Below are 25480 nucleotides of genomic sequence, written 5' to 3' on the forward strand. Positions count from 1 at the left end.
TCAAAACAAGCTATGCTATTTTGCTATAGCTGCTAGCCTCAGCTAGACCTAGGTGTTTATGACCCAAGTGACACAATGTAATCAACTGGGCCTGAATATCTAAAAATAACAGCCGACGATATCAACAATGCGTGGTCCACACGCAATTCATCATCGACATCCTTCCAGGGAGACAAAATGACCCATAAGCTCAATATGAGCCGTCGCCAAGCTGCATTCGCACTCGGCGCCATTGCCGCAGCCGTGGCAGCCCCCTCTTTCGCCCAGAGCGACAAGTGGCCCACCAAGTCCTCTCGCATCATCAACCCCTTCCCCGTAGGCGGTGGCCCCGATGGCCTGTCGCGCCTGGTGGCCGACAAGCTGGGCCGCGCCTGGGGTCAGCCCGTGGTGGTGGAAAATCGTCCCGGCGGCAACGGCTTCATCGCCATCAGCGAATTCAAGCGCGGCGCAACCGACGGCACGGACATGATCCAGTTGGATAACGTCCATATCGCCGCCTACCCCCATCTGTTCAAGAAGCTGCCCTATGACCTGAACAAGGACTTCGAAATCCTGATGCCCTTGTTCCGCAACTTCTTCTTTGTCTGCGTGCCCGTCAACAGCCCCTACAAGACCATCGGCGACCTGATTGCCGACGCCAAGGCGCACCCCGGCAAGCTGAACTACGGCTCCTGGTCCGTGGGCAACCCTGTTCACCTGGGCTCGGCCCTGCTGGAAAACCAGACCGGCACCAAGATGGAGCATGTGATCTACAAGGAAACCAGCCAGCTGTACCAGGGCGTTGCCAATGGCGAGCTGACTTTTGCCCTGGGCTCCCTGGGCACTGCAGGCCCTCTGGTGCGTGGCGGCAAGCTGCGCTTCCTGGCCGTGGCAGCTCCCAGCCGCATTGCCGGCTTCGAGAACGTGCCCACGGTGTCCGAATCGGGCGGCCCCAAGGACTTCACTGCCATCGGCTGGAATGCCCTGGCTGTGCGTCCCGGCACCCCCCCCGCCGTGATCGAAAAGATCCGCACCGATGTGCGTCAGGCCCTGACAGGCCAGGACGTCAAGGACAAGTTCGCAGCCTTCGGCTACGAATCCTTCAATCCCACGCCTGCCGAGTTCAAGGCCTTCATGGCCTCCGAGAGCAAGCGTTTCGGTGATGTCATCAAGAAGGCCGGTCTGGCACTGGACTGATCCGTCTTTCAGTCGATAAAAAGCCGCCTCTTGCAGGCGGCTTTTTCATGTCCCCTGGCATCAAGAAAAACGCCCGATGCAAGCACCGGGCGTTTTGCAGGGAAGTTCACTAACTTCTTATTGGTCGCGCGCCTCTATGGCACGGTTGATGCCCAGGGCCGCCAGCGTGCACAAGGCGCCCGACAGCAGATAGATACCCAGAGCCACCAGTCCGAACTTTGCCGAGACACCCAGGGCCACCAGGGGCGCAAACGCCGCACCGATGAGCCAGGCCATGTCCGTGGACAGGGCCGCACCGGTGTAACGGTAGCGCGACGAGAAGTTGGATGTCACCGTGCCCGATGCCTGGCCGTAGGACAGGCCCAGCAGCACAAAGCCCACCAGGATGAACACATTGTTGCCGGTGCTGCCGCTGCCCAGCAACCAGGGCGCAAGAAAGCTGAAGATGCCGATCAGGCAGGCCATGGTGCCCAGGGTGTTGCGACGCCCCACTCGGTCCGCCAGCCAGCCCGACAGCATGATGGCCGCGCCTGCCAGCAGTGCACCGATGATCTGCACCACCAGCACCTCGGTCATGGACTGGTCGGAGTACATGGAAATCCAGGACAGCGGGAACACGGTCACCAGATGGAACAGCGCAAAGCTGGCCAGTGCAGCGAAGGCGCCGATCATCACATTGCGGCCTTCGTTGGCCATGAGACTGGTCACGCTGATGGGCTCCAGCTCACGCTCCTGCAGAAGCTGGGTATAGGACTGACCCACGACCAGACGCAGGCGGGCAAACAGCGCCACCACGTTGATGGCGAAGGCCACGCAGAAGGGGTAGCGCCAACCATAGCTCATGAACTCGTCGGCCGTCAGGCTGGAGTACAGATAGGCAAACAGCGCCGCCGCAATCATGAAACCCAGCGGCGCCCCGAGCTGACCGATCATCGAATACCAGCCGCGCTTGTTCGGCGGCGCCGACATGGCCAGCAGCGAAGGCAAGCCGTCCCAGGAGCCCCCGAGCGCCAGGCCCTGGCCGATGCGCAGGATCACCAGCGCCCAGACGGCCTTCATGCCCGCTGTCTCATAGCTGGGCAGGAAGGTCATGCCCACCGTGCACACGCCCAGCAGAAGCAGCGCCAGCGTCAGCTTGGTGGCACGCCCCCAGACCCGCTGCACGGCCATGGACAGCGCCGTGCCCACGGGGCGGGCCACAAAGGCCAACGAGAAGATGGCAAACGCGGCCAGCGTGCCATCGAGCTTGGATAGATAGGGAAACAGCAGCGAGGGAAACACCAGCACGCAGGCGATGCCGAACACGAAGAAGTCAAAGTACTCGGAAGAGCGCCCGATGATCACCCCCACAGCAATCTCGCCGGGGGTCACATCCTCGTCGGTATGCGCATAGGCCAGGGTTTCCGAGTTCTCATAGTCTTGCTGAGTAAGACCAACGGACGGGTTCATGCTTGTCATAAAGGTACAACTCCTTGTCTTACTTTTCAGTCCCGGGGACGCTTTCCGTTCTACGCCCAAGCATGTGCAGCTGCAATAGAGTTTTTGCCCTGAACACTGTCGGCTCAGCCCCCTGCAGGCCCCGTTTCTGAGGGCTGATTTGACAATTTCAAGCCCTGTCAGCTCAAAGTTTGTCCACGCGCCAAAGCCGCTAAGCCCTTGTCGCATAGCGCATTTCCAGTCCCGAGCTGTTGACCTTGGACAAAATGTCCAATGGACAAGCCACTGTTTGGTATTACATTTGCCGAGATCCAGTAATCCGCGTTTACACCTAAGCGCGACTTTGTCACGCCCAAAGCATGTTAAAAATCAAGGAAATCCGTGGGCCCGCGTGGCTCTCAGCGGCCGCTTTGACCGCAACCCTCGCAGGTTGCAGCAAGGCCGTCGTCCTCAACCCAGCTGGCGATGTCGCCAAGCAGCAAGGCGATCTGGTCATTACGGCCACTTTGCTGATGTTGCTCATCATCGTCCCCGTCATCTTTTTGACGCTGCTGTTTGCCTGGAAATACCGCCAGTCCAACACCGAAGCCAAGTACGACCCCGAATGGCACCACTCCACTGCTCTGGAACTGGTGATCTGGACGGTTCCCCTGCTCATCATCATCGCTTTGGGCGCCATTACCTGGATCAGCACCCACAAGCTCGACCCTTATCGTCCCCTGGACCGCATCTCCGCCACCAAGGCTCTGGACCCCAACGTCAAGCCTCTGGAGATCCAGGTCGTGTCTCTGGACTGGAAATGGCTGTTCTTCTACCCTGAGCAAGGCATTGCCACCGTCAACGAAGTGGCTGCCCCGGTGGATCGCCCCATTCACTTCAAGCTGACCTCCACCCACACCATGAACGCGTTCTACGTTCCTGATCTGGCCGGCATGATCTACACCATGCCCGGCATGCAGACCGAGCTGAACGCCGTGATCAACAAGCCAGGTGTCTATGGCGGCAAGTCCTCTCACTACAGCGGCGCTGGTTTTGCAGGCATGACCTTCAAGTTCCACGGCCTGGAAAACGAGCAGTTCGATCAGTGGGTTGCCAAGGCCAAGACTGAAGGCAAGGCCCTGACACGCGATGCCTATATCGATCTGGCCAAGCCCAGCGAGCGCAACCCCGTTGAACGCTTCGCCAGCGTGGACGAAGGCCTGTACCACAAGGTCCTCAACCGCTGCGTGGAAGACGGCAAGATGTGCATGAACGAGATGATGGCCATCGACGCCGCCGGCGGCAAGGCACCTGCACACCACAGCAAGACCTCCAGCGTGGCCCTGCCCCTGGATGTCTGCACTTCCAAAGACGCTGACCGCGTTGTCGCCCTGCTCGACGAAGTCGCCGCCTCCGGAGCTGTCGCACAGCAATAAGTAGTTCACGGTGCGGATGCGCTCACCGCCCAGCCGCTCCAATACGACAAAAGAGACTCAACATGTCTGAAACAACAACCCCGGCCTCCCACTGGCTGTTGGGCCGTATCACATGGGACCAGATTCCCATGACGCATGAGCCCATCGTGCTCTTGACCTTTATTGCCGTGGTGCTTGGCGGCCTCGTCGTGGTCGGCGGCATCACCAAGTTCCGCCTCTGGGCTCCGCTGTGGAACGACTGGATCACCTCCATCGACCACAAGAAGATCGGCATCATGTACATGATCCTCGGTCTGGTCATGTTCCTGCGCGGCTTTGCCGATGCCGTGATGATGCGTCTGCAGCAGTCCATGGCCTTCGGCGACAACATGGGCTACCTGCCTCCTCACCACTACGACCAGATCTTCACGGCCCACGGCGTGATCATGATCTTCTTCGTGGCGATGCCCTTCGTGACCGGCCTGATGAACTACCTGGTTCCTCTGCAGATCGGCGCACGTGACGTGTCCTTCCCGTTCCTGAACAACTTCAGCTTCTGGATGACCACCGGCGGCGCCGTGCTGGTGATGATCTCCCTGTTCCTGGGCGAGTTCTCCACCTCCGGCTGGCTGGCGCTGTCCAATCTGGGTCACCAGAGCGGCAGCACGGGTCTTGATTACTACATCTGGGGCCTGCAGGTCGCCGGTGTCGGCACGACCTTGTCAGGTATCAACCTGATCGTGACCATCATCAAGATGCGCGCCCCCGGCATGAACCTGATGAAGATGCCCGTCTTCACCTGGACTGCCCTGTGCACCAACGCCCTGATCGTGGCCTCCTTCCCCGTGCTGACCGCAGCCCTGGTGCTGATGTCGCTGGACCGTTACGTCGGCACCAACTTCTTCACGAACGAGCTGGGCGGCAACCCCATGCTGTACGTGAACCTGATCTGGATCTGGGGCCACCCCGAGGTCTACATCCTGATCCTGCCCTGCTTTGGCGTGTTCTCCGAAATCGTGGCAACGTTCAGCCGCAAGCGTCTGTTCGGCTACACCTCGATGGTCTACGCCACCGTGTGTATCACCATCCTGTCCTACCTGGTGTGGCTGCACCACTTCTTCACCATGGGCTCGGGTGCCAGCGTGAATACCTTCTTCGGTATCACCACGATGATCATCTCCATCCCCACGGGCGCGAAGATCTTCAACTGGCTGTTCACCATGTACCGCGGCCGCATCCGCTTCTCGGTGCCCATGCTGTGGACGGTGGGCTTCATGGTCACCTTCGCCATCGGCGGCATGACCGGCGTGCTGCTGGCCGTGCCTCCCGCAGACTTCGTGCTGCACAACTCGCTGTTCCTGATCGCCCACTTCCACAACGTGATCATCGGCGGCGTGGTGTTTGCCGTGTTTGCCGGCATCAACTACTGGTTCCCCAAGGCTTTCGGCTTCCGACTCAATGAGTTCTGGGGCAAGGCTTCGTTCTGGTTCTGGCTGGTCGGCTTCTGGGTTGCCTTCACTCCCCTGTACATCCTGGGTCTGATGGGCGTGACTCGCCGTGCCAACCACTTCGACGATCCCTCGCTGCAGATCTGGTTCATCATCGCTGCCTGCGGTGCTGCCCTGATCGCTGCCGGTATCGGCTGCTTCTTCATCCAGCTGGCCGTGTCCATCTGGAAGCGCGACGAGCTGCGTGACGTGACTGGCGACCCATGGGAAGGCCGCACCCTGGAGTGGGCCACTTCCTCGCCCCCTCCCCAGTACAACTTCGCCTTCACCCCCGTGGTGCACGACATCGACGCCTGGACCGACATGAAGAAGCATGGCTATCAGCGTCCGCTGAGCGGCTTCGAGCCCATCCACATGCCCGCCAATACCGGCGCCGGCGTGGTGATTGCCGGCCTGTCCACCGTTCTGGGCTTTGCTCTGATCTGGCATATGTGGCCTCTGACGATCGCTTCGTTCGTCGCGACCATCCTGGCTTCGATCATTCATACCTTCAACTACAAGCGTGACTACTACATCCCTGCGGCCGAAGTGGCCACAACGGAAGAAGCACGTACCAAGCAGCTTGCAGCAGCCCATGTCTAATACACATATCAACGCTGGCGGCGCAGCCGCCCTGGCTACTCGCGAGTACCACCTCGCGCACGAGCCCCATCCGGAAAACGGCACCTCGCTGGGCTTCTGGCTCTACCTGATGAGCGACTGCCTGATCTTTGCCGCACTGTTCGCCACCTATGGCGTGCTGGGCCGCAGCTATGCAGGCGGCCCCTCGGGCAAGGATCTGTTCGATCTGTCGCTGGTGGCCGTCAACACGGCCTTCCTGCTGATGTCGTCCATCACCTTCGGCTTTGCCATGCTGCAAAAGCAGAAGAAGAACGTGAACGGCACTCTGCTGTGGCTGGCCGTCACCGGCCTGCTGGGCGCGGCCTTCCTGGCCGTGGAACTCTATGAGTTCCACCACCTGATCCATCAAGGTGCAACGCCTCAGAGCAGCGCCTTCCTGTCGTCCTTCTTCACACTGGTGGGCACCCACGGTATCCACGTGACCTTCGGTCTGGTCTGGCTGATCACCCTGATGATCCAGATCAAGAAGCACGGCCTGATCAACGAGAACGTGCGCCGTATCAACTGCCTGTCCATGTTCTGGCACTTCTTGGACGTGGTCTGGATCGGTGTGTTCACCTTTGTGTATCTGATGGGGGTGCTGTAAATGAGCGCACACGATATCCACGCCGGTCATGACGATCACCACGATCACGATGACCTGCACGTCACCATGGGTGACTATGTGAAGGGCTTCATCCTGGCCGTCATCCTGACCGCCATCCCCTTCTACCTGGTCATGAACAACGTCATCACCGACCGCACCACGGCCGTGGCCGTGCTGGGCCTGTTCGCAGTGATCCAGGTGGTCGTGCACATGGTGTACTTCCTGCACATGAACGGCAAGATCCAGGGCGGCTGGACCATGCTGTCCACCATCTTCACGGTGATCTTCCTGGCGATTGCGATCTCCGGCACGCTTTGGGTCATGTTCCACATGAACACCAACATGATGCCCGGTCATGAAATGCACCAGGCCGCAGGCCATGCAGATCACGCAGGTCACACGGCTCCCGCAGCTGTCACACCTTGACTGACCTCATGAAGAACCAGAGCGCTGCGCGGCAGCGCTCTCCCTTCGCCAAGGCGATGCTCGCGTTTGTGGGCATCGCCTTGTTTTTAGGCTTCATGGCTCTGGGCACCTGGCAGGTGCAGCGCCGCGCCTGGAAGCTCGATCTCATCGAGCGCGTGGAGCAGCGCGTGCACAGCGCCCCCGTGGCTTTGCCCGAGCCCGGCCAATGGCCGCAGATCAATGCCGCCAGCCACGAGTACCTGCCCGTCAAGGCGCAAGGCCGATGGCTGGACAAGCAAAGCGTGCTGGCCAAGGCCTTGACCGAGGCCGGCGCGGGCTTCTGGCTCATGACGCCGCTGCAGCTGGGCGATGGCACACAGGTTCTGGTCAACCGCGGCTTCACGCCCGAGAAGCTGCGCGGCCAATGGCTCAGGCAGATTGCCGAAGCCGGGCCATCCGCCGAGACCGTCACCGTCATCGGCCTGATGCGCATGAGCGAGCCCGGCGGCGGCTTTCTGCGCAAGAACGACCCGGCCAACGGCCAGTGGTACTCGCGCGACGTCGCCGCCATTGCCCAGGCCCTGGGCCTGGGCAGGCCCGCCCCCTACTTCATAGACCAGGGCGTGCCCGCCAGCAACCCGGCCTATGCCCAGGCAGAGGCCGGCACCGAAGTCCTGCGCCCCGGCATGACGGTCATCCGCTTCCCGAACAGCCATCTGGTCTATGCGCTTACCTGGTATGGGCTGGCCATCATGGTGATCGGAGCGGCCTGGCTGGTACGCCGGCACGACAAGGCGGTTGCCAAAAGCTGATGCCTCCCCCTGAAAAGCGCTCCCCGGAGCGCTTTTTTTCGGCCCTTTAGGCGGTGCCTACATCAGGAACGCATAGCCCCAGAGGCGTCCGTGGCAGCCCCGCTCGGTGACAATTGCGCGGTGAGCCAAATTTCCGATTCCCTGTTTCGCGTACAGCGCCTGACCGAGCGGCAGAACATGCAGCTGCTGATTCAGCTGCGCTGGATTGCCGTGGTCGGCCAGGTCGTCACCATCTCGCTGGTGCACTACGGCTTTCAGATTGCACTGCCCTTGCTGCCCATGGCGCTGGTGCTCGTGGCCCTGGTGGCCACCAACCTGGCCTATATCTACTGGAGCCAGGGCCTGCACCGCCCCGTGACCTCGCGCAGCGTCTTCTATGCGCTGCTGGCCGATGTGCTGGCCCTGACCATTCAGCTGTACCTGAGCGGCGGTGCCAGCAACCCCTTTATCTATCTGTATCTGCTGCAGGGCATTCTGAGCGCCGTGCTGCTGCCCGCCCACTACACCTGGTGCGTGGTCGCGGCCTCTTTTGTCGGAGTCCTGGGCCTGACCCTGTTTCACCAGCCTCTGCATGTGCAGTTCGTGAGTCAGGAAGGCCTGCCCAGCCTCTATGTGGTGGGCGTGCTCATCAGCTTTGCGCTGACCAGCATCCTGACCATCGTCTTTCTGACGCGCATCGTCGAGAACACGCGCCGCCGCGACAAGCGCATCTCCAATATGCGCCAGCGCGCCAGCGAGGAAGAACATATCGTGCGCCTGGGCCTGCTGGCCACCGGCGCGGCCCACGAGCTGGGCACGCCCATGGCCACCATGTCCGTGATCCTGGGCGACTGGCAGCATATGCCGGCCCTCATGCAGGACGAGGATCTGCGCGAGGACCTGCAGGAAATGCAGCGCCAGCTGCTGCGCTGCAAGTCCATCGTCTCGGGCGTGCTGCTGTCCGCCGGCGAGACCCGGGCCGAAGGCACGGAAAGCACCACCTTTGCGAGCTTTGTGCAAGGCGTGGTCAGCCACTGGCAGACCCATAACAGCCTGCAGCACTTTGCGCTGCACCAGCAGGGCGTGAAGGACTTCGCCATGCTCTCGGATACTGCATTGCAGCAAATGATTTGCAATTTGCTGGACAATGCCCTCGAAGCCTCGCCCGACTGGGTGGAGCTGACCCTGAGCAGCGATCACGACCAGATACGCATCCAGGTGCGCGACCATGGTCCGGGCTTCGATGCCGCCGTGCTGCAGCAGCTGGGCCAGTGCCATGTCTCCACCAAACAGGAACGCCCCGGTCGCGGCCTGGGCCTGTTTCTGGTGACCAACGTGGCCCGCGCCCTGGGCGGCCGCGTTCACGCCGGCAATCTGCCGGCTCAGCAAGGCGGAGGTGCTCTGGTGGAGGTCAGCCTGCCCCAGTCCGCTCTCGCGATTTAAGACATTGTGGTTTGCATGGAAGAAGACCGTTTACTGCTGCTGGTTGAAGATGACGCGGCATTTGCACGCACCCTCAAGCGCTCGTTCGAGCGCCGGGGCTACCGTGTGCTGCATGCCACCAGCGGCGAGGAAGTGCAGCTGCTGCTGACTCAGCAGCGGCCGCAATATGCGGTCATGGACCTGAAGCTGGCCGGCAATGCCTCGGGCCTGAACTGCGTGCAGATGCTGCATCTGCACAACCCCGATGCGCTGATTGTCGTGCTCACCGGCTATGCCAGCATTGCCACGGCGGTGGAAGCCGTCAAGCTCGGAGCCTGCCACTACCTGGCCAAGCCCTCGAATACCGACGATATCGAAGCCGCCTTCGGGCGGGTCGAAGGCCGCACCGACGTGGAGGTCAGCAGCCAGACCACCTCCATCAAGACGCTGGAATGGGAGCATATTCACGAGACCCTGGCCGAGTCCGGCTTCAACATCTCCGAGGCCGCACGCCGCCTGGGCATGCACCGGCGCACGCTGGCGCGCAAGCTGGAAAAGCGCCAGGTCAAGTGACTGGCGTCAGGCTTAAATAGCAATGTTGATAGCTGGCACCGCTTCTCCGCATTGCCTTTCAAATACAAAAGTATCTGAAATCGTCATGCAGCAAGCGATAACAGCTCCTTTTTTCATTGGTTTCGCGGCCTCGTTCCAGCGCACCGGCAGACGTCCATGAAGCAGCAGCAACAGCGGCAACCCCGACTCATAGGAACCACCGGCCTCGGCCTGCTGGTTCTGTCCTATGCGACGGCCCTGCCCTGGCTGCTACGGGGCGAAGCCGTGGACCTGGTGCCTTTTCTCTGCGCCCTGGTCTTTGGCTGTTGCCTCATCCGTCCTGTCACGCTCGCCTTCGAGCGCGCATCCAAGGGTGCCAAGGCCCTGGCCGTCACGCTGCTGGCCCTGCTTGCCGCAGCCATCGCGATCGCCGTGGCCGGCGGCCATGTTCAAAGCTGGCTCGCACATCTGCGCACCATGCCGCTGTGGCAGGCCAACCACCTCTTCTTTTTGTTCTTCGCCTTGCTGCCTCTGACCAAGGGCATCATCGTCGCTGCGCTCAACTTCATCAGCCAGGTCGCACGCGGCACAGCAGGCAGGCCCTAGGCATGCTCCAAAGCCGTTTTCTTGCGGCAGTCCGGCTCAGCAACCTCGGCCGGCCATCACGACAGGGCAGCGCACCGGGTCCGGTCCGAGTCGGCCGCGAAGCCCCGCATTCACGGCTGAGCCATCTATAGTTGCCGCGGAGATGCACGATATGAAAACCCTGAGCCGACTTATTCTCTCTGCCTTTCTGGCACTGCTTGCCAGTCTCGCCGTGGCGGCGCTTTTTCTGCCGCTTCACAGCATCTTTCTGCCGCCCGACGGGGTCAGCTGCCTGAATGAGGGCATCTCGGGGTGCATGCGCGCCCTGGAGATAAGCCTGCTCGTCTACGGCCCCCTGTTCTCCATCATCGGCGTTCTGATCGGCACGCCGATCTTCATGCTGCTTCTGTACCTGCGCGATTGATCAGGCTGCTCTGCCTGGGCATTGACGTGCGGCCCTATCGTGGTCCGCAGGACAAAACATCCTGCCAAAGCCTGCGCCCGTTCAGGCTGCACACAATGAAACGGTCGCAGTAACGGCTGCTGCATCCGCCAGGGCCAGTCCATAGAACCTGATGGGAGAATCATCATTCATAGCTGACTTCGCCCGCGACCAGCAGTATTCAGGCATAAAAGCACCTGAATTACATGCCAAACAAGCGATAAAAGCTCTCATAAAGAGAGCAAACACAGGCCAGGCGGACAACAAAAAACCGGCAGTGTCGCCACTGCCGGTCTCTGGTTTCAGCACCCCATATGGGCGCTGACGAAGGCCTTATTCGGCCACGGCCTGCTCGGGCTCGGCCTTGGGTGCGTCCTTGGGCAGCTCGGTAATGGTGAGCTTGACATCACCCTTGCCTTCGTTGCCCGCTTCGTCCCAGTCCACTTCCAGGCGTCCGCCATTGGTCAAACGACCGAACAGCAGCTCATCGGCCAGCGAGCGGCGGATGGTGTCCTGGATCAGGCGCTGCATGGGGCGTGCACCCATGAGCGGATCGAAGCCCTTCTTGGCCAGATGCTTGCGCAGGTTGTCGCTGAAGGTGACCTCCACCTTCTTCTCGGCCAGTTGCTGCTCGAGCTGCAGCAGGAACTTGTCGACCACGCGCAAGATGATCTGCTCGTCCAGCGGCTTGAAGCTGACGATGGCGTCCAGACGGTTGCGGAACTCGGGCGTGAACAGGCGCTTGATATCGCCCATTTCATCACCGGCTTCACGCGGGTTCGTGAAACCGATGGTGGCCTTGTTCATGGTCTCGGCACCCGCATTCGTGGTCATGATGATGATCACGTTGCGGAAGTCGGCCTTGCGCCCGTTGTTGTCGGTCAGCGTGCCGTGATCCATGACCTGCAGCAACACGTTGAAGATGTCCGGATGCGCTTTTTCGATTTCATCGAGCAGCAGCACCGAATGCGGCTTCTTGGTCACGGCCTCGGTCAGCAGACCTCCCTGATCAAAACCCACATAGCCGGGAGGAGCGCCGATCAGTCGGCTGACCGCATGACGCTCCATGTACTCGGACATGTCGAAGCGGATCAGGTCCACGCCCAGGATATAGGCCAGTTGCTTGGCGGCTTCCGTCTTGCCGACGCCCGTGGGGCCGGAGAACAGGAAGGAGCCGATCGGCTTGTCCGGCTTGCCCAGGCCCGAACGCGCCATCTTCACGGCAGACGACAGCACTTCCAGTGCCTTGTCCTGTCCGAAGACCACGCTCTTCAAGTCACGTTCCAGCGTCTGCAGCTTGCTGCGGTCGTCGTTGCTGACGTTGGCCGGCGGGATGCGGGCTATTTTTGCAACGATGGCTTCGATCTCGGCCTTGCCGATGGTCTGCTTGCGCTGGGCTTCGGGCGCGATACGCTGGGCAGCACCGGCCTCATCGATCACGTCAATCGCCTTGTCTGGCAGGTGACGGTCGTTGATGTACTTGGCCGACAGCTCGGCAGCAGCCTGCAGGGCTTCCTGCGCATAGGTGATGCTGTGGTGCTCCTCGAAGCGCGACTTCAGACCCTTGAGGATGTCCACGGTCTCGGCCACCGTAGGCTCGACCACATCCACCTTCTGGAAGCGGCGTGACAGGGCCGCGTCTTTTTCGAAGATGCCACGGTATTCCGTGAACGTGGTCGCGCCGATGCAGCGCAACTGACCGCTGGACAGCGCAGGCTTGAGCAGATTGGACGCATCCAGCGTGCCGCCCGAGGCCGCACCGGCGCCGATCAGCGTGTGGATCTCGTCGATGAACAGGATGGCATGCGGCTTGTCCTTGAGCGACTTGAGCACGCCCTTGAGGCGCTGCTCGAAATCGCCGCGGTACTTGGTGCCGGCCAGCAGCGCGCCCATGTCCAGCGAGTAGACCACGCCTTCCTTGAGCACCTCGGGCACCGTGCCCTCGGTGATGCGCCAGGCCAGACCTTCGGCAATCGCGGTCTTGCCCACACCGGCTTCGCCCACCAGCAGCGGGTTGTTCTTGCGACGGCGGCAGAGGATCTGGATGGTGCGCTCGACCTCGTACTCGCGCCCGATCAGCGGATCGATCTTGCCTTCCTTGGCGGCCTGGTTCAGGTTCAGCGTGAACTGCTCCAGCGGCGAGGCCTTTTCATTGCGCTCGCCAGCCGCGCCTTCTTCGCTCTCCGAGGGAGATTCGGCCTTGGCAGGCTCGGGCGGCTCGCCCTTCTTGATGCCATGAGCAATGTAGTTGACCACGTCCAGGCGCGTCACGCCCTGCTGGTGCAGGTAGTACACGGCATGCGAGTCCTTTTCGCCGAAGATGGCCACGAGCACATTGGCGCCCGTCACCTCCTTCTTGCCGTTGCCTGTGGACTGCACATGCATGATGGCGCGCTGAATCACACGCTGGAATCCCAGCGTGGGCTGCGTATCCACCTCTTCGGTGCCGTCCACCTGAGGTGTGTTGTCCTTGATGAAGTTGGACAGCGATGAACGCAGGTCGTCGATATTGGCCGCGCATGCGCGCAGCACTTCAGCTGCACTGGGGTTGTCCAGCAGGGCGAGCAGCAGATGCTCCACGGTGATGAACTCGTGACGCTGCTGACGGGCCTCGACAAACGCCATGTGCAAGCTGACTTCCAGTTCTTGAGCGATCATGTGCGACTCCTTTCGGCTTGCTTGGTTGACTCTCTGCTAACTAATCTGAGGGCGGACTGCGCTTATTCAACAGGCTCGAATGTGGCCTGCAACGGATGGCCCGCTTTCTGGGCCGCCTGCAGCACCTGCTCGACCTTGGTCGCCGCCACATCCTGGCTGTAGACGCCGCAGACGCCGCGGCCGTCCAAATGAATCTTGAGCATGATCTGCGTGGCCGATTCTCGGTCCTTGCCGAACAGCTCCTGCAGCACGGCAATCACGAATTCCATAGGTGTGAAGTCGTCGTTGAGCATCACCACCTGATACATGCGTGGCGGCTGCAGCCGCTGGCGGCGCCGTTCAAGCACCAAGGAATCTCCATCGTCAGGCGTTCTGATCGCTGGCGAGACCGGGGGAATTGATGGGAGTTGGGTAGCCATGAAATCCATTCTAGCGAGCCGTTGCAATGTTTTTGCGCTGGCATATGCATAGCATTGTTAGGGATTTCAAGGCGGCTGAAAGCAAATTTGGCAAAACCAAGGGAAATCCATGGAAATCCCTTACCCAGCAAGCGCTCTGCGCTATCAAAAATTCAGGCGCTTATCCGACATTCGAGTGCAGGCAGCTCGCAAGGGCTGCCATGCCGCCTATTCATAAACCACTTTGACCTGGCCTGCCGCGGCCGAGCCATACCAGGCAGCCAGTGCGGCATCCGAGGGGTAGAAGCGGCTGCTCTCGCCCAGCGCCAGCTCGCAACTGGCCGAGCCGCGCTCGTCGCGGCATATCAGGTCCAGACGTACCTTGACGCCATGGTTGATATTGCCGCTCTCGGTTTCCTCGACCTTGGCCGGGAACTGGCGCAGCAGCGCCGGCACATCGGGCATCTTCTCCCCGACGCTGACCTGCAGATAGCGCGCAAAACGGCAGCGCGCATCGGCCAAGCTCCACATCTGCTGCACCTTCATGCGCAGGCCGCCGCTGAAGCGGTCGGGCTGGAGACGGCCCGAAACCACAACAAACTCGTCCTCCTTGAGTACATCGGCGCAAGCAGCCATGGTCTTTTCGTCGACCGAGGCTTCGATCACTGCCGATTTGTCATCCAGCGTGAAGATGCTCAGCTTGCCGCGCTGGCCGTTGATGGTGCGCAGCCCGCCGATGATGCCGGCCATGGTCTGCGGCTCGCGGCTGTCGCGCATCTCGCCGATCGGGGTGCGTACAAAGCGGCGTACCTCGGATTCGACCTCATCGAAGAGATGGCCTGTCAGATAGAAGCCGATGGCCGTTTTTTCCAGCGTCAGCTTTTCCTTGACGCCCCAGGGCAGCACATCGGCCATGGGCGGCTCCGCCGTGCTCGAGCCCAGCGCGTCATCGCCCATCATGTCGAACAGTCCACCCTGGTCGGCATTGGCAATCGAGGTGGCGGCAAAGCCGAAGGCCGTGTCCAGCGTCGCCATCAGCGAGGCGCGGTTCATGTCTATCGTGTCAAAGGCGCCGCCCTTGATCAAGGCTTCCACGGTGCGCTTGTTGATGCGGCTGCGATCCACGCGCAGGCAGAAGTCGAACAAGCTCTTGAACGGACCTTTCTCGTGGCCGTTGGGGCCCGTGCCCTCGCCGTTGCGCGCAGCCACAATGGCTTCGATGGCCGCCTGCCCCGTTCCCTTGATGGCTCCGAGGCCGTAGCGTATGACCTTGTCGGTCACCGGCTCGAAGCGGTACACACCGCGGTTCACATCGGGCATCTCGAAAGTGATGCCCATCTTGAGCGCGTCCTCGTACAACACCTTGAGCTTGTCGGTGTTGTCCATTTCCACGGTCATATTGCCGCAGTAGAACTCGGCCGTGTAGTGCACCTTGAGCCAGCCCGTGTGATAGGCCAGCAGGGAGTAGGCTGCCGCGTGCGACTTGTTGAAGCCGTAGCCCGCGAACTTCTCCATCAGGTCGAAGACCTCGTCGGCCTTTTCCTCGGACAGTCCGTTCTTGGCTGCGCCTTCGCGGAAGATGCCCCGGTGCTTGACCATCTCCTCGACCTTCTTCTTGCCCATGGCCCGGCGCAGCAAGTCGGCACCGCCCAGCGAGTAGCCGCCAAGCACCTGGGCGGTCTGCATCACCTGCTCCTGGTAGACCATGATGCCGTAGGTTTCGGCCAGCACCGACTCGACCAGCGGATGCGGGTACTCCACGACTTCCTGCCCGTGCTTGCGGGCAATGAAGGTGGGAATCAGGTCCATGGGACCGGGGCGGTAGAGAGCGTTCAGCGCAATCAGGTCTTCCAGACGCGAGGGCTTGGCCTCCTTGAGCATCTGCTGCATGCCGCGAGATTCAAACTGGAAGACGGCTTCGGTCTTGCCGTCCGAGAACAGCTTGTAGGTCGGGTAGTCGTCCAGCGGAATGTTCTCGAACTGGAAGTTCTCCTGACCCTTGTGGCGCTTCATGATGAATTCGCGCGCGATCTCCAGGATCGTCAGCGTGGCCAGACCCAAGAAGTCGAACTTCACCAGGCCCACGGCTTCCACGTCGTCCTTGTCGTACATGGCCACGGCCGAGGTACTGCCGGGCTGCTGGTACAGCGGACAGAAATCGGCCAGCCTGCCCGGCGCAATCACCACGCCGCCGGCGTGCATGCCGATGTTTCGCGTCATGCCCTCCAGGCTCTGCGCCATCTCGATCAGGGTCTTGACGTCCTCCTCGCGCTCGATGCGCTCGGCCAGAATCGGCTCCTCCTTGATGGCATAGGTGTATTTGTCGCCTTCCTTGGGCGGATTGGGCGGGTACTTGAGCGTGACATGCAGGCCGGGCTTGTTCGGGATCAGCTTGGAGATGCCGTCGCAGAAGGTGTAGCTCATGTCCAGCACGCGGCCCACGTCGCGGATGGCCGCACGTGCGGCCATGGTGCCGAAGGTGGCGATCTGGCTCACGGCATCGCGGCCGTAGCGATCCTTGACATAGTCGATCACGCGGTCGCGGTTCTGCTGGCAGAAGTCCACGTCAAAGTCGGGCATGGACACGCGCTCGGGGTTCAGGAAACGCTCGAACAGCAGGTTGTATTCCAGCGGGTCGAGATCGGTCACCTTGAGCACATAGGCAACCAGCGAGCCGGCACCCGAGCCACGGCCCGGCCCCACTGGGCAGCCATTGGCCTTGGCCCACTTGATAAAGTCCGACACGATGAGGAAGTAGCCCGGAAAGCCCATCTTCATGATGGTGCCCAGCTCGAACTCCAGCCGCTCCACATAGCGCGAACGCTGGGCGTCGCGCTTGGCCGCATCGGGATAGAGGTGGACCAGGCGCTCCTCCAGCCCCTGATAGGACTCGTGGCGGAAGAACTCGTCCATGCTCATGCCGGACGGCACGGGGAAATTGGGCAACTGCGGGTTGCCCAGCTCCAGCGTCAGGCTGCAGCGGCGGGCAATTTCGATGGTGTTCTCGATCGCGCTCGGAATGTCGGCAAACAGCTGCTCCATTTCGGCAGCGGTCTTGAAATACTGGTCGCGGGTGAACTTGCGCACCCGCTTGGCATTGCCCAGAATCTCGCCTTCGGCAATGCAAACGCGGGCCTCGTGGGCCTCGTAATCGTCGGGCTTGGCATACTGGATCGGGTGTGTCGCCACCACCGGCAGATTCAAACGGCTGGCCAGCTTCACGGCCGCCAGCACATGCGACTCGTCATCGGCACGGCCCGCGCGCTGCAGCTCGATATAGAAGCGGTGCGGGAACATGGTGGCCAGGCGCTGGGCAATCTCGGCCGCCCCTTTTTCATCACCACGGGTGAGAGCAATGCCCACGGGGCCGGCTTGCGCACCGGACAGTACGATCAGTCCCTCGCCCAGTTCCTGCAGCCATTCCCACTTGTGCTGCGCCTGATCACGCACTACATTGCGCGTCCAGCCACGTGCCAGCAGCTCGGCAATATTGTGGTAGCCCTGCTTGCTCTGCACAAGAACGATGATCCGCGAAGGCGGCGCATCGCCCAGCCCTTCGAGCATGATCTCGGCGCCCAGCAGAGGCTTGACGCCCTTGCCACGGCCTTCGCGATAGAACTTGATGCCGCCAAACAGATTGTTGAAGTCGGTAATGGCCATCGCCACCTGCCCGTCTTCGGCAGCGGCCTTGATCATGGCATTGACGCGGGTGGTTCCGTCGACGACGGAGAATTCGGTGTGCAGGCGCAGATGGACAAACATGGCCGCTATTGTAGGAAGAGCGCTTCGTCCCTGCGGACTCAATGCCTCTAGATTCGCTGCGGCCGTAGCGTAAAGACGCCAGCAACTCGCGAGCGCGATCCGGCGGCCCATTACAATGCGTCGATCCTTTTTCAGGAAGGTCCGGTCCTGGTGGTGTATGGTGTAGGTTTTGCGCCTTGCCGCCAGATGCGACGGGCCTGCCTCCTATTACCGCTAATGATTGTCAGAAAACTGTCCACCATGCCGCGTATTTCACTGACTCTAGTCCCTGCCGTGTTAATCGCCGCCACGCTGGCGGGATGCTCCAGCACCAAGGACGACCCGACGGCCAAGTGGACACCCGAGCGCATCTATACCGAAGCGCGCGATGAATCTTCCTCCGGCGCCTATGACAAGGCCGTGCCGCTGTTTGAAAAGCTCGAAGGCCGTGCCGCCGGCACGCCACTGGCCCAGCAGGCTCAGCTGGAAAAAGCCTATGCCCAGTACAAGGCCGGCGAAAAAGTGCAGGCTCTGGCCACGCTGGACCGTTTCACCAAGCTGCACCCTGCCAGCCCTGCCATGGACTATGCCCTCTACCTCAAGGGCCTGGTCAACTTCAATGACAACCTGGGCATGTTCGGCTGGCTAACCCGCCAGGATCTGTCCGAACGCGACCAGAAAGCCGCCAAGGACTCCTTCGAGTCCTTCCGCGAACTGGTGACCCGCTTTCCAGATTCCAAGTACTCCGATGATGCCCGCCAGCGCATGCAGTACATCGTGAACTCGCTGGCCCAGTACGAAGTCCATGTCGCCAAGTACTACTACAGCCGAGGCGCCTATGTGGCGGCCATTGCCCGTGCGCAGGCTGCCATCAAGGACTACCAGAACGTGCCTGCGGTGCGCGAAGCCATGGTGATCCTCGTCAAATCCTATGACGCCCTGGGCATGACTCAGCTGCGTGACGACGCCCAGCGCGTGCTGGAGAGCAGCTATGGCGCCAACACCGAGCAAAGCGTAGAGAAGAAAAAAGAATCCTGGTGGAAGCTCTGGTAAGCAGCGTTTGCCGCCCAAGGGACAAAAGGATGCGTCAAGCGCATCCTTTTTCATTTCTACGCCTCTGAATCCTGCGTCGGCGTCTGCCCGCCGTCGCGCCTGGCATGTTGCGCCGACAACTGCTCCAGCGCCGCCTCGAACTCCGGCTGACTGCCCAGCACGCGCATGGGAGGCAGCGCCGACATCAACTCCGCTCCATAGCCCATAGTCATCAAGCGGCTGTCGCAGATGACCAGTACGCCACGATCGGCTTCACTGCGGATCAGACGCCCGGCCCCTTGCTTGAGGGCCAGTGCCGCCTCGGGCAGTATGTAATCATGAAACGCCCCTCGCCCCACGCTCTCCAGCAGTCGCGAACGGGCTTCGACCAGCGGGTCGTCAGGTGGCGGAAACGGAAGCTTGTCGATCACCACCAGCTGCAGCATGTCGCCGGGCAGATCCACCCCCTCCCAGAAAGTGGCGGAAGCCACCAGAACAGCTCCTCGTCCGTCGGCTGCCCCGGCGGCCATAAAGCGCTGAATCAAAGCCAGCTTGGGCGCCTCGCCCTGCACCAGCACATCGAGATCAGCAAACAGGCCCAGGCTGGTGCGCAGCGATGCGCTGATCGCATGCAGGGCCTTGAGGGTAGTAGTCAGCACCAGGGTACGGCCACATATGCGCTGCGCTGCATCCAGCACCAGCTGGGCAACCTGCTGGCTGTGCTGTGCGCTGCCGGCCGCAGCAAAGGGCTGGGGCACATAGACACCGGCTTGCCGATGGTAGTCGAACGGGCTTTCCACCTGCAGCACCTGTGCTCCGCGCAGGCCGCAGGACTCGACAAACCAGCTCAGCTGGGCGTCATTGCCCAACGTGGCCGAGGTGAAGATCCAGGCCTTCTTCCTTGAAGAATCGGGCTCCTCGCCCTGGTCCGTGCCGGCATCCTCCAGCGAGCGCTGAAGCAGCCGCTGCTGCATGATGCGGGCAATCGACAGCGGCGACTCCAGCATGCGCAGATACTGCGCTCCGACCTCCAGCCAGCGCACGCATTCATCATCTGCAGGAGCAGCAAAGCGTGCCAGTCGCGCGAGCAACTCTGCGCCGCGCTCATACAGACGCTGCAGCTCTGCCCCTGCCCCCTCCAGACTTGAGAGTGGAATCAACAGGGCACGTAGGCTCTGCCCCAGCCGCACCAGTGCCGCACGCCATTTCACCGCATCCAGTCCCTGTGGGGTCACCGCTTGCCACGCAAGCCGCCCTCCGACCGGAGGCTTGCCGGCCTGCAGGCGCAGCTCACGCATGGCCTGCTCCAGCGTGGCACAGAGAACCAGCCAATCGGCCATGCCGCGCGCATGTTCCTGCGTCAGCCTGAGGGCATCACGTGCATACCCCACCAACTGCTGACTGGACAGAGCCTCTCCGGCAAACTGCACGCCGATGTCGTTAAGCCGATGGGCTTCATCGATCACCACCACGCCGGTGTTGGGCAAAAGATGAGCCATGCCGCTGTCGCGCACATCGAGGTCGGCAAACAGCAGGTGATGATTGACCACCACCACGTCGGCCTCCAACGCCTGCTGACGCGCCTGATTGACATGACAGCCCTGCCAGTGCGGGCAGTCAGACCCCATGCAATTGTCCTTGGTGGAGCTCACCAAGGGCATCACAGGGGAGCGCTCATCCAGCGCCGTCAGCTCGGCAAGATCGCCGGTACGCGTGACCCTGGCCCAGCGCTCCACATCGGCCACGGCGCGCAGCACCTGCGGATCCTGGGGAGCCGTGCGGCCCTGGCGCACACGCTCCAGCCGCTCCGTACATAGATAGGAAGAACGCCCCTTGAGCCTGGCCATGCGCAGAGGCAGGCCCAGACCATGAACCAGGCGCGGAAGATCACGGGCAAACAACTGGTCCTGCAGCGCCTTGGTGGCCGTGGACACCAGCACGCGCTGACCGCTGAGCAAGGCAGGCACCAGATAAGCGTAGGTCTTGCCAACACCCGTGCCGGCCTCCACCACCAGCACCCCGCCCGTCTCTATGGCCTGAGCCACCGCCAGGGCCATGCGGGTCTGGCCTGGGCGCGGCGTGAATGCGGGCTCAGCCAGCGAGAGCGCACCTTGCTGTGCAAACACCTGCGCGACCGCCTCCTGCAAATGAGTCAAAACCGTTTCACCTTCCAACAAGCCAAGTCAGCGCAAGCTCACATAAGATCGCAAATGTTCGCCGAGGCCCAGCCTCTGGCCGATAAAATGTAACGCAACGTTAAATCTCGCTCCGCGAGCGCACTCGCACACACTCATGTCATCCAGCTACCGCATTCAGGCGGCCACCGGCATTCATCGCGGTGACCGAGAATACCAGCAGGACCAGGTTCTGCTCATGGCGCATCCCTATGCCAAGGGCTGCATTCTCGGCGTGGTAGCCGATGGCATGGGCGGGCGCAGCGGTGGGAGAAAGGCATCCGATCAGGTCATGCTGACGGCCCGCCAGGTTTTCGAGCGCTTTGAGCCCGCCAAGGAAGACTGCACACGCATGCTGCGCACCATTGTGCAGGATGCCCACACCGTCATTCGCCTTACCGCCATAGCAGCGGAACAGGAGCCCCACAGCACCATCGCGGTCTTTGTGGTCCTGCCCGACAGTCGCTGCCACTTCATGCACTCAGGCGATTCGCGGCTCTACCATTTTCGCGGCTCTTCCCTCATGCACCGTTCGCTTGATCACTCCTATGTACAGGCACTGGTCGACCGCGGCGAGCTCACCGAAACCGAGGCTCAGCACCACCCACAGTCCAATATCTTGCTGGGCTGCCTGGGTGCCGAGCCGCCGCCGCCCATGAGCCACCACATGATTGAGAAACTGCTGCCGGGCGACAGCTTGATGGCCTGCTCGGATGGCTTGTGGCATTACTTCACCGCACAGGAGCTGGGCACTGTGCTTGACGGACTCTCCCCACGCGAAGCCTCGCAATTTCTGATTGAAAAAGCCAGGCGGCGCGCGGCAGGGGGTGGTGACAACCTCTCGCTGGCAATACTCAAGCTGGATACCTCAGCCGCAGCAGCAAACGCTTGAAGAGCCATTCAGTCCGGACAATCCAGACAAGACTGCTTGAGCGCCGTTGGAAACGGGCGCTTGCAGCAATGCTTTCGGTAGCACCCTGCTAGTAAAGCACTGTCTATCCTCAAATGCATCAGGGAGCAGGTGCTGGCAGCGGCGCTGCCGTCTGACCTCGCTCCTTGGCCTGCTGCATAGCCCTGGCTTTGTGCTCGGCTGCAGCCTTCAGCTTGGCCTCATGATCTGCCCGGGCCTTGGCCTCACGCTCGGCTCGCCCCTGATCGGCCTGGACACGGTTTTGCTCGTGGCGGCGCACATACTCGGCCTGCTTGCTGGCACGCTGCTGAGCCTCGGTCTGGCGCTGGGCCTGCGCCGCCTGCTCGTCAACCGCAGGTTTGGCACCCGGGCCGGTGGGCTGAGGCTGGCTCCTGCCGTTCTTCTCGCGTTGCTGCGACTTCATGGGAACGGCAGCGTTTTCGGCTTTTTTCTCTTCAATGGCCTTCAGCTTGGCCGCCGCCTTTTCCTTGCGCTCCGCGTCGTTGATTTCCAGCTCGCGCGCACGCAGGGGCGCATCTTTTTCACGTGCCGCCCTACGGGCATCGGCCAGACAGCCCTCCACGGCAAACTTCTGGTAGCAGAGCTTTTCATCAGCCACGCGCTGCTGCTCGATGACGGCGCGTTTGCTGAGAATCTCGTCGCGCTCGGCTGCACGCTGCTGGTGCAGTTGCTGACGCGCCTTGTCGGCAACCTCCTTCTGCGCCTGCTTGTCGGTCTGCTGCGCCGAATCCACCTTTACCTGGGCCATGGCCGGCACACAAGCCAGCCAGATGGCGGCCAGAGGCGCCAGTGCAAAGCCTGCAATGCGGCGGCGGATCAGCTGGGCAAGGATAGTGGGCATCGTCATCAACTCAGAACTCGAAGTACAGGCTGGCATCTTAAAGCCGCAGGCAGTTGCCCGCAGGCGATCAGGTCAAGCTGGTGTCCACCACGCGGCGCTCAAGCGCCAGATATTCCTTGGAGCGCATCTCATTCAGACGCGAGACGGTGCGCGGGAACTCGTGGGACAGAGGACCTTCGGTATAGATCTTCTCGGGCGGCACTGCAGCCGACAGGATGAGCTTGACATGGCGATCGTAGAGCACGTCCACCAGCAGCGTAAAGCGCCGTGCGGCCGAAGCCATGTTCACATGCAGCTCTGGCACATCGGACAGCAAGATGGTGTGAAACTGCGTGGCAATTTCCAGATAATCATTTTGCGAGCGCGGGCCGCCGCAGAGTTCGCGGAAGTCAAACCACACGACGCCACCGGCACGGCGCTTGGCCGCGATCTTGCGGGTCTCGATCTGCATCACCGGCTCTTCGTCATGGGCTTCGGCCAGGCGATCGAAGGTCTCCTGCATCGCAGCATCGGCGTCCGGGCCCAACGGGCAATGATAGAGCTTGGCGTCTTCGAGAGTGCGGCGGCGATAGTCGGTGCCGTTGTCCACGTTCACCACTTCCATGCGCTCCTTGAGCAGGGCAATCGCAGGCAGGATCCGATCGCGGTGCAAACCACCGGGATAGAGGCCGTCGGGCTCGAAGTTGGAGGTCGTCACAAAGCCCACGCCGTTGGCAAACAGCGACTCGAGCAGCTTGTAGAGAATCATGGCATCGGTGATGTCGGCGACATGAAACTCGTCAAAACAGATCAGCTTGTACTTCTTGGCGATCTTGGCGCCAAGGGCATCGAGCGGATTCTGCGTGCCTTGCATGAGATGCATCTCGCGGTGCACCTCGCGCATGAATTCGTGAAAGTGCAGTCGCACCTTGCGCTTGAGGGGCACGGCATTGAAGAAGCATTCCATCAAAAAGCTCTTGCCGCGCCCCACCCCGCCGTACATATAGACGCCCTTGGGCAGATCGGGGTGATTGATCAGTTTCTTGAGAGCATTGGAGCGCTTGCCCTTGTACACGGCCCACTCGTCGGCACAGCGCTGCAACGCATCGACTGCACGCAACTGCGCGGGATCGCTTTTGAAACCCTTGGCGGCCAGTTCCGCCTCGTAGGCTTGTCTTACATTCACCGTCTTGTCTCCAGATGCTCAAAAAACAATAGCTGCTACCGCTTATACACTAAGCGTTAGCAGCCATTTTGTTCTGAATTCTAAAAGAAACTCAGCCTGCGCGCGGGCACTTCACAGCCATGTCAAAACCTGCGCGCAAGACTGAAAAAACTTAGAAGTTCAGGGTACGCTTGTCCACAGCCAGAGCCGCTTCCTTGGTGGATTCGGACAGCGAGGGGTGAGCGTGGCAGATACGGGCGATGTCTTCGCTCGATGCCTTGAACTCCATGGCCACCACGGCTTCGGAAATCAGCTCGGACACCATGGGACCCACCATGTGCACGCCCAGGATTTCGTCAGTCTCGGCGTCGGCCAGGAACTTGACCATGCCGGTCGTGTCGCCCAGTGCACGCGCGCGGCCGTTGGCCAGGAAGGGGAAGGAGCCAGCCTTGTACTTGACGCCTTCAGCCTTGAGCTGCTGCTCGGTACGACCCACCCATGCCACTTCGGGGCTGGTGTAGATCACCGAAGGCAGGGTGGCGAAGTTCACATGGCCGTGCTGGCCGGCAATGCGCTCGGCCACGGCCACGGCTTCTTCCTCGGCCTTGTGCGCCAGCATGGGGCCGCGCACCACGTCGCCCACAGCCCACACGCCAGGCAGATTGGTCTTGCACAGATCGTCCACCACGATGGCGCCGCGCTCGTCCAGGGCCAGGCCCACGGCTTCGGCGTTCAGGCCATTGGTGTTGGCGGTACGGCCGATCGACACGATCAGCTTGTCCACTTCCAGGGTCTGGGCTTCGCCCTTGGCGTTGGTGTAGGCAACGGTCACGCCCTTCTTGCCGGACTTGACTTCACCGATCTTCACGCCCAGCTCGATCTTCAGACCTTGCTTGTCGAAAGCCTTCTTGGCTTCCTTGGCGATCTGCTCGTCCACCACGGGCAGGAACTTGTCCATGCCTTCGAGCACGGTCACTTCCGTGCCCAGACGGCGCCAGACCGAGCCCATTTCCAGGCCGATCACACCGGCACCGATCAGGCCCAGCTTCTTGGGAGCCTTGCCCAGGCTCAGAGCGCCGTCGTTGGACAGGATGTTCTCTTCGTCGAAAGCCACGCCGGGCAGGGCACGGGCGTTGGAGCCAGTGGCCACCACGATCTGCTTGCCGGTAATGACTTCCTCTTCCTTGCCGGCAACCTTGATCTCGTAGCCGCCTTCGACAGCCTTGACGAAGGAGCCGCGGCCGTGGAAGAAGGTGACCTTGTTCTTCTTGAACAGGTACAGGATGCCGTCGTTGTTCTGCTTCACGATCGCTTCCTTGCGGGCGATCATTTTGGCCACGTCCATCTCGACCTTGCCGGTGGAGATGCCGTGGTCCGCAAAGTGCAGCTTGGCATGCTCGAAATGCTCGGAAGACTGCAGCAGCGCCTTGGAGGGAATGCAGCCCACGTTGGTGCAGGTGCCGCCGGGGGCAGCGCCGCCAGCGGCGTTCTTCCACTCGTCGATACAGGCGACGTTGAAACCCAGTTGTGCAGCGCGGATGGCAGCGATGTAGCCGCCGGGGCCTGCGCCGATCACGACGACGTCAAATTGCTTGCTCATGATTTGAATCTTTTCTCTGTTTAACTCGAAAAAAGCCCACCG

General features: G+C 61.4%; 20 protein-coding genes. 12 read left to right on the forward strand and 8 right to left on the reverse strand.

Going from position 1 to position 25480, the window contains the following annotated elements:
- Positions 1 to 177: 177 nt before the first annotated feature.
- Complete coding sequence (locus tag AAIL67_RS00390) at positions 178 to 1176, forward strand: tripartite tricarboxylate transporter substrate binding protein (RefSeq protein WP_063661101.1); 999 nt, start codon at positions 178 to 180, stop codon at positions 1174 to 1176.
- Positions 1177 to 1293: 117 nt separating this feature from the next.
- Here the strand turns inward: AAIL67_RS00390 and AAIL67_RS00395 are convergent, their stop codons facing one another.
- Positions 1294 to 2634, reverse strand: coding sequence for an MFS transporter (locus AAIL67_RS00395; protein ID WP_343483120.1), 1341 nt, complete (start codon positions 2632 to 2634; stop codon positions 1294 to 1296).
- 338 nt (positions 2635 to 2972) lie between these two features.
- Here AAIL67_RS00395 and cyoA point away from each other — a divergent pair, with 338 nt between their 5' ends.
- From cyoA to AAIL67_RS00440, 9 genes are all read left to right on the forward strand, one after another.
- The gene (cyoA, locus tag AAIL67_RS00400; protein WP_034352372.1) at positions 2973 to 4028 is read left to right on the forward strand and encodes a ubiquinol oxidase subunit II; all 1056 of its coding nucleotides are present in this window, start codon (positions 2973 to 2975) and stop codon (positions 4026 to 4028) included.
- 62 nt (positions 4029 to 4090) lie between these two features.
- Complete coding sequence (gene cyoB, locus AAIL67_RS00405; protein ID WP_003055500.1) at positions 4091 to 6097, forward strand: cytochrome o ubiquinol oxidase subunit I; 2007 nt, start codon at positions 4091 to 4093, stop codon at positions 6095 to 6097.
- A complete protein-coding gene (gene cyoC / locus AAIL67_RS00410) occupies positions 6090 to 6722 on the forward strand; it encodes a cytochrome o ubiquinol oxidase subunit III (protein ID WP_003055501.1) in 633 nt (210 codons plus the stop codon). Before cyoB ends, cyoC begins: the two co-directional genes overlap by 8 nt.
- Positions 6723 to 7148, forward strand: coding sequence for a cytochrome o ubiquinol oxidase subunit IV (gene cyoD, locus AAIL67_RS00415; protein ID WP_034379645.1), 426 nt, complete (start codon positions 6723 to 6725; stop codon positions 7146 to 7148). It begins immediately after the preceding gene.
- Between the two features lie 8 nt (positions 7149 to 7156).
- On the forward strand, positions 7157 to 7939 hold the full coding sequence (locus AAIL67_RS00420) for an SURF1 family protein (protein ID WP_343483121.1): 783 nt from the start codon (positions 7157 to 7159) through the stop codon (positions 7937 to 7939).
- A 120-nt stretch (positions 7940 to 8059) separates the two neighbouring features.
- Positions 8060 to 9361, forward strand: a complete 1302-nt coding sequence (locus AAIL67_RS00425; RefSeq protein WP_012838221.1) for an ATP-binding protein — start codon at positions 8060 to 8062, stop codon at positions 9359 to 9361.
- 15 nt (positions 9362 to 9376) lie between these two features.
- On the forward strand, positions 9377 to 9913 hold the full coding sequence (locus AAIL67_RS00430) for a response regulator transcription factor (RefSeq protein ID WP_034352364.1): 537 nt from the start codon (positions 9377 to 9379) through the stop codon (positions 9911 to 9913).
- Between the two features lie 156 nt (positions 9914 to 10069).
- Positions 10070 to 10498: a polymerase gene (locus AAIL67_RS00435; protein WP_343483122.1), complete on the forward strand. Its 429-nt coding sequence runs from the start codon at positions 10070 to 10072 to the stop codon at positions 10496 to 10498.
- Between the two features lie 151 nt (positions 10499 to 10649).
- Entirely contained in the window at positions 10650 to 10901 is a 252-nt protein-coding gene (locus AAIL67_RS00440; RefSeq protein ID WP_343483123.1) for a hypothetical protein, read from the forward strand.
- Positions 10902 to 11252: 351 nt separating this feature from the next.
- Here the strand turns inward: AAIL67_RS00440 and clpA are convergent, their stop codons facing one another.
- The 3 genes from clpA to dnaE all read right to left on the reverse strand — a co-directional run bounded on the left by clpA (position 11253) and on the right by dnaE (position 17737).
- Positions 11253 to 13577, reverse strand: a complete 2325-nt coding sequence (gene clpA / locus AAIL67_RS00445; protein ID WP_034352360.1) for an ATP-dependent Clp protease ATP-binding subunit ClpA — start codon at positions 13575 to 13577, stop codon at positions 11253 to 11255.
- Positions 13578 to 13639: 62 nt separating this feature from the next.
- The gene (gene clpS / locus AAIL67_RS00450) at positions 13640 to 14005 is read right to left on the reverse strand and encodes an ATP-dependent Clp protease adapter ClpS (protein WP_034349666.1); all 366 of its coding nucleotides are present in this window, start codon (positions 14003 to 14005) and stop codon (positions 13640 to 13642) included.
- A 198-nt stretch (positions 14006 to 14203) separates the two neighbouring features.
- A complete protein-coding gene (dnaE, locus tag AAIL67_RS00455) occupies positions 14204 to 17737 on the reverse strand; it encodes a DNA polymerase III subunit alpha (RefSeq protein ID WP_224650872.1) in 3534 nt (1177 codons plus the stop codon).
- Between the two features lie 240 nt (positions 17738 to 17977).
- On the opposite strand from dnaE, the gene AAIL67_RS00460 reads away from it, so the two are divergent.
- Positions 17978 to 18769 (forward strand): outer membrane protein assembly factor BamD, encoded by a 792-nt coding sequence (locus AAIL67_RS00460; protein ID WP_003069900.1) that lies wholly within the window; start codon positions 17978 to 17980, stop codon positions 18767 to 18769.
- A gap of 56 nt (positions 18770 to 18825) precedes the next feature.
- On the opposite strand, the gene AAIL67_RS00465 is transcribed toward AAIL67_RS00460, so the two are convergent.
- Positions 18826 to 20904, reverse strand: coding sequence for an ATP-dependent DNA helicase (locus AAIL67_RS00465; RefSeq protein ID WP_343483124.1), 2079 nt, complete (start codon positions 20902 to 20904; stop codon positions 18826 to 18828).
- 136 nt (positions 20905 to 21040) lie between these two features.
- Here AAIL67_RS00465 and AAIL67_RS00470 point away from each other — a divergent pair, with 136 nt between their 5' ends.
- Positions 21041 to 21814 (forward strand): protein phosphatase 2C domain-containing protein, encoded by a 774-nt coding sequence (locus AAIL67_RS00470; RefSeq protein ID WP_034395207.1) that lies wholly within the window; start codon positions 21041 to 21043, stop codon positions 21812 to 21814.
- Positions 21815 to 21932: 118 nt separating this feature from the next.
- Here the strand turns inward: AAIL67_RS00470 and AAIL67_RS00475 are convergent, their stop codons facing one another.
- From AAIL67_RS00475 to lpdA, 3 genes are all read right to left on the reverse strand, one after another.
- Positions 21933 to 22694 carry a hypothetical protein gene (locus AAIL67_RS00475; RefSeq protein WP_063661091.1) on the reverse strand — a complete coding sequence of 254 codons (762 nt, stop codon included), beginning with the start codon at positions 22692 to 22694 and terminating at the stop codon, positions 21933 to 21935.
- 67 nt (positions 22695 to 22761) lie between these two features.
- Positions 22762 to 23859, reverse strand: coding sequence for a cell division protein ZapE (gene zapE, locus AAIL67_RS00480; protein ID WP_003069887.1), 1098 nt, complete (start codon positions 23857 to 23859; stop codon positions 22762 to 22764).
- 151 nt (positions 23860 to 24010) lie between these two features.
- Positions 24011 to 25438, reverse strand: coding sequence for a dihydrolipoyl dehydrogenase (gene lpdA / locus AAIL67_RS00485; protein WP_063661090.1), 1428 nt, complete (start codon positions 25436 to 25438; stop codon positions 24011 to 24013).
- Between the last annotated feature and the right edge of the window lie 42 nt (positions 25439 to 25480).

The sequence above is a fragment of the Comamonas sp. A7-5 genome, assembly GCF_039581385.1.
Lineage (GTDB): Bacteria > Pseudomonadota > Gammaproteobacteria > Burkholderiales > Burkholderiaceae_C > Comamonas > Comamonas thiooxydans.

What these genes read in the sequence shown, in the direction of transcription:
- clpS (WP_034349666.1), bottom strand. Translation starts at nt 14,005, where the DNA reads ATGGATTTCATGGCTACCCAACTCCCATCAATTCCCCCGGTCTCGCCA.
- AAIL67_RS00390 (WP_063661101.1), top strand. Translation starts at nt 178, where the DNA reads ATGACCCATAAGCTCAATATGAGCCGTCGCCAAGCTGCATTCGCACTC.
- AAIL67_RS00395 (WP_343483120.1), bottom strand. Translation starts at nt 2,634, where the DNA reads ATGACAAGCATGAACCCGTCCGTTGGTCTTACTCAGCAAGACTATGAG.
- cyoC (WP_003055501.1), top strand. Translation starts at nt 6,090, where the DNA reads ATGTCTAATACACATATCAACGCTGGCGGCGCAGCCGCCCTGGCTACT.
- clpA (WP_034352360.1), bottom strand. Translation starts at nt 13,577, where the DNA reads ATGATCGCTCAAGAACTGGAAGTCAGCTTGCACATGGCGTTTGTCGAG.
- AAIL67_RS00460 (WP_003069900.1), top strand. Translation starts at nt 17,978, where the DNA reads ATGCCGCGTATTTCACTGACTCTAGTCCCTGCCGTGTTAATCGCCGCC.
- lpdA (WP_063661090.1), bottom strand. Translation starts at nt 25,438, where the DNA reads ATGAGCAAGCAATTTGACGTCGTCGTGATCGGCGCAGGCCCCGGCGGC.
- AAIL67_RS00435 (WP_343483122.1), top strand. Translation starts at nt 10,070, where the DNA reads ATGAAGCAGCAGCAACAGCGGCAACCCCGACTCATAGGAACCACCGGC.
- dnaE (WP_224650872.1), bottom strand. Translation starts at nt 17,737, where the DNA reads ATGTTTGTCCATCTGCGCCTGCACACCGAATTCTCCGTCGTCGACGGA.
- cyoA (WP_034352372.1), top strand. Translation starts at nt 2,973, where the DNA reads ATGTTAAAAATCAAGGAAATCCGTGGGCCCGCGTGGCTCTCAGCGGCC.
- AAIL67_RS00440 (WP_343483123.1), top strand. Translation starts at nt 10,650, where the DNA reads ATGAAAACCCTGAGCCGACTTATTCTCTCTGCCTTTCTGGCACTGCTT.
- AAIL67_RS00420 (WP_343483121.1), top strand. Translation starts at nt 7,157, where the DNA reads ATGAAGAACCAGAGCGCTGCGCGGCAGCGCTCTCCCTTCGCCAAGGCG.
- AAIL67_RS00430 (WP_034352364.1), top strand. Translation starts at nt 9,377, where the DNA reads ATGGAAGAAGACCGTTTACTGCTGCTGGTTGAAGATGACGCGGCATTT.
- AAIL67_RS00475 (WP_063661091.1), bottom strand. Translation starts at nt 22,694, where the DNA reads ATGCCCACTATCCTTGCCCAGCTGATCCGCCGCCGCATTGCAGGCTTT.
- cyoB (WP_003055500.1), top strand. Translation starts at nt 4,091, where the DNA reads ATGTCTGAAACAACAACCCCGGCCTCCCACTGGCTGTTGGGCCGTATC.
- cyoD (WP_034379645.1), top strand. Translation starts at nt 6,723, where the DNA reads ATGAGCGCACACGATATCCACGCCGGTCATGACGATCACCACGATCAC.
- AAIL67_RS00470 (WP_034395207.1), top strand. Translation starts at nt 21,041, where the DNA reads ATGTCATCCAGCTACCGCATTCAGGCGGCCACCGGCATTCATCGCGGT.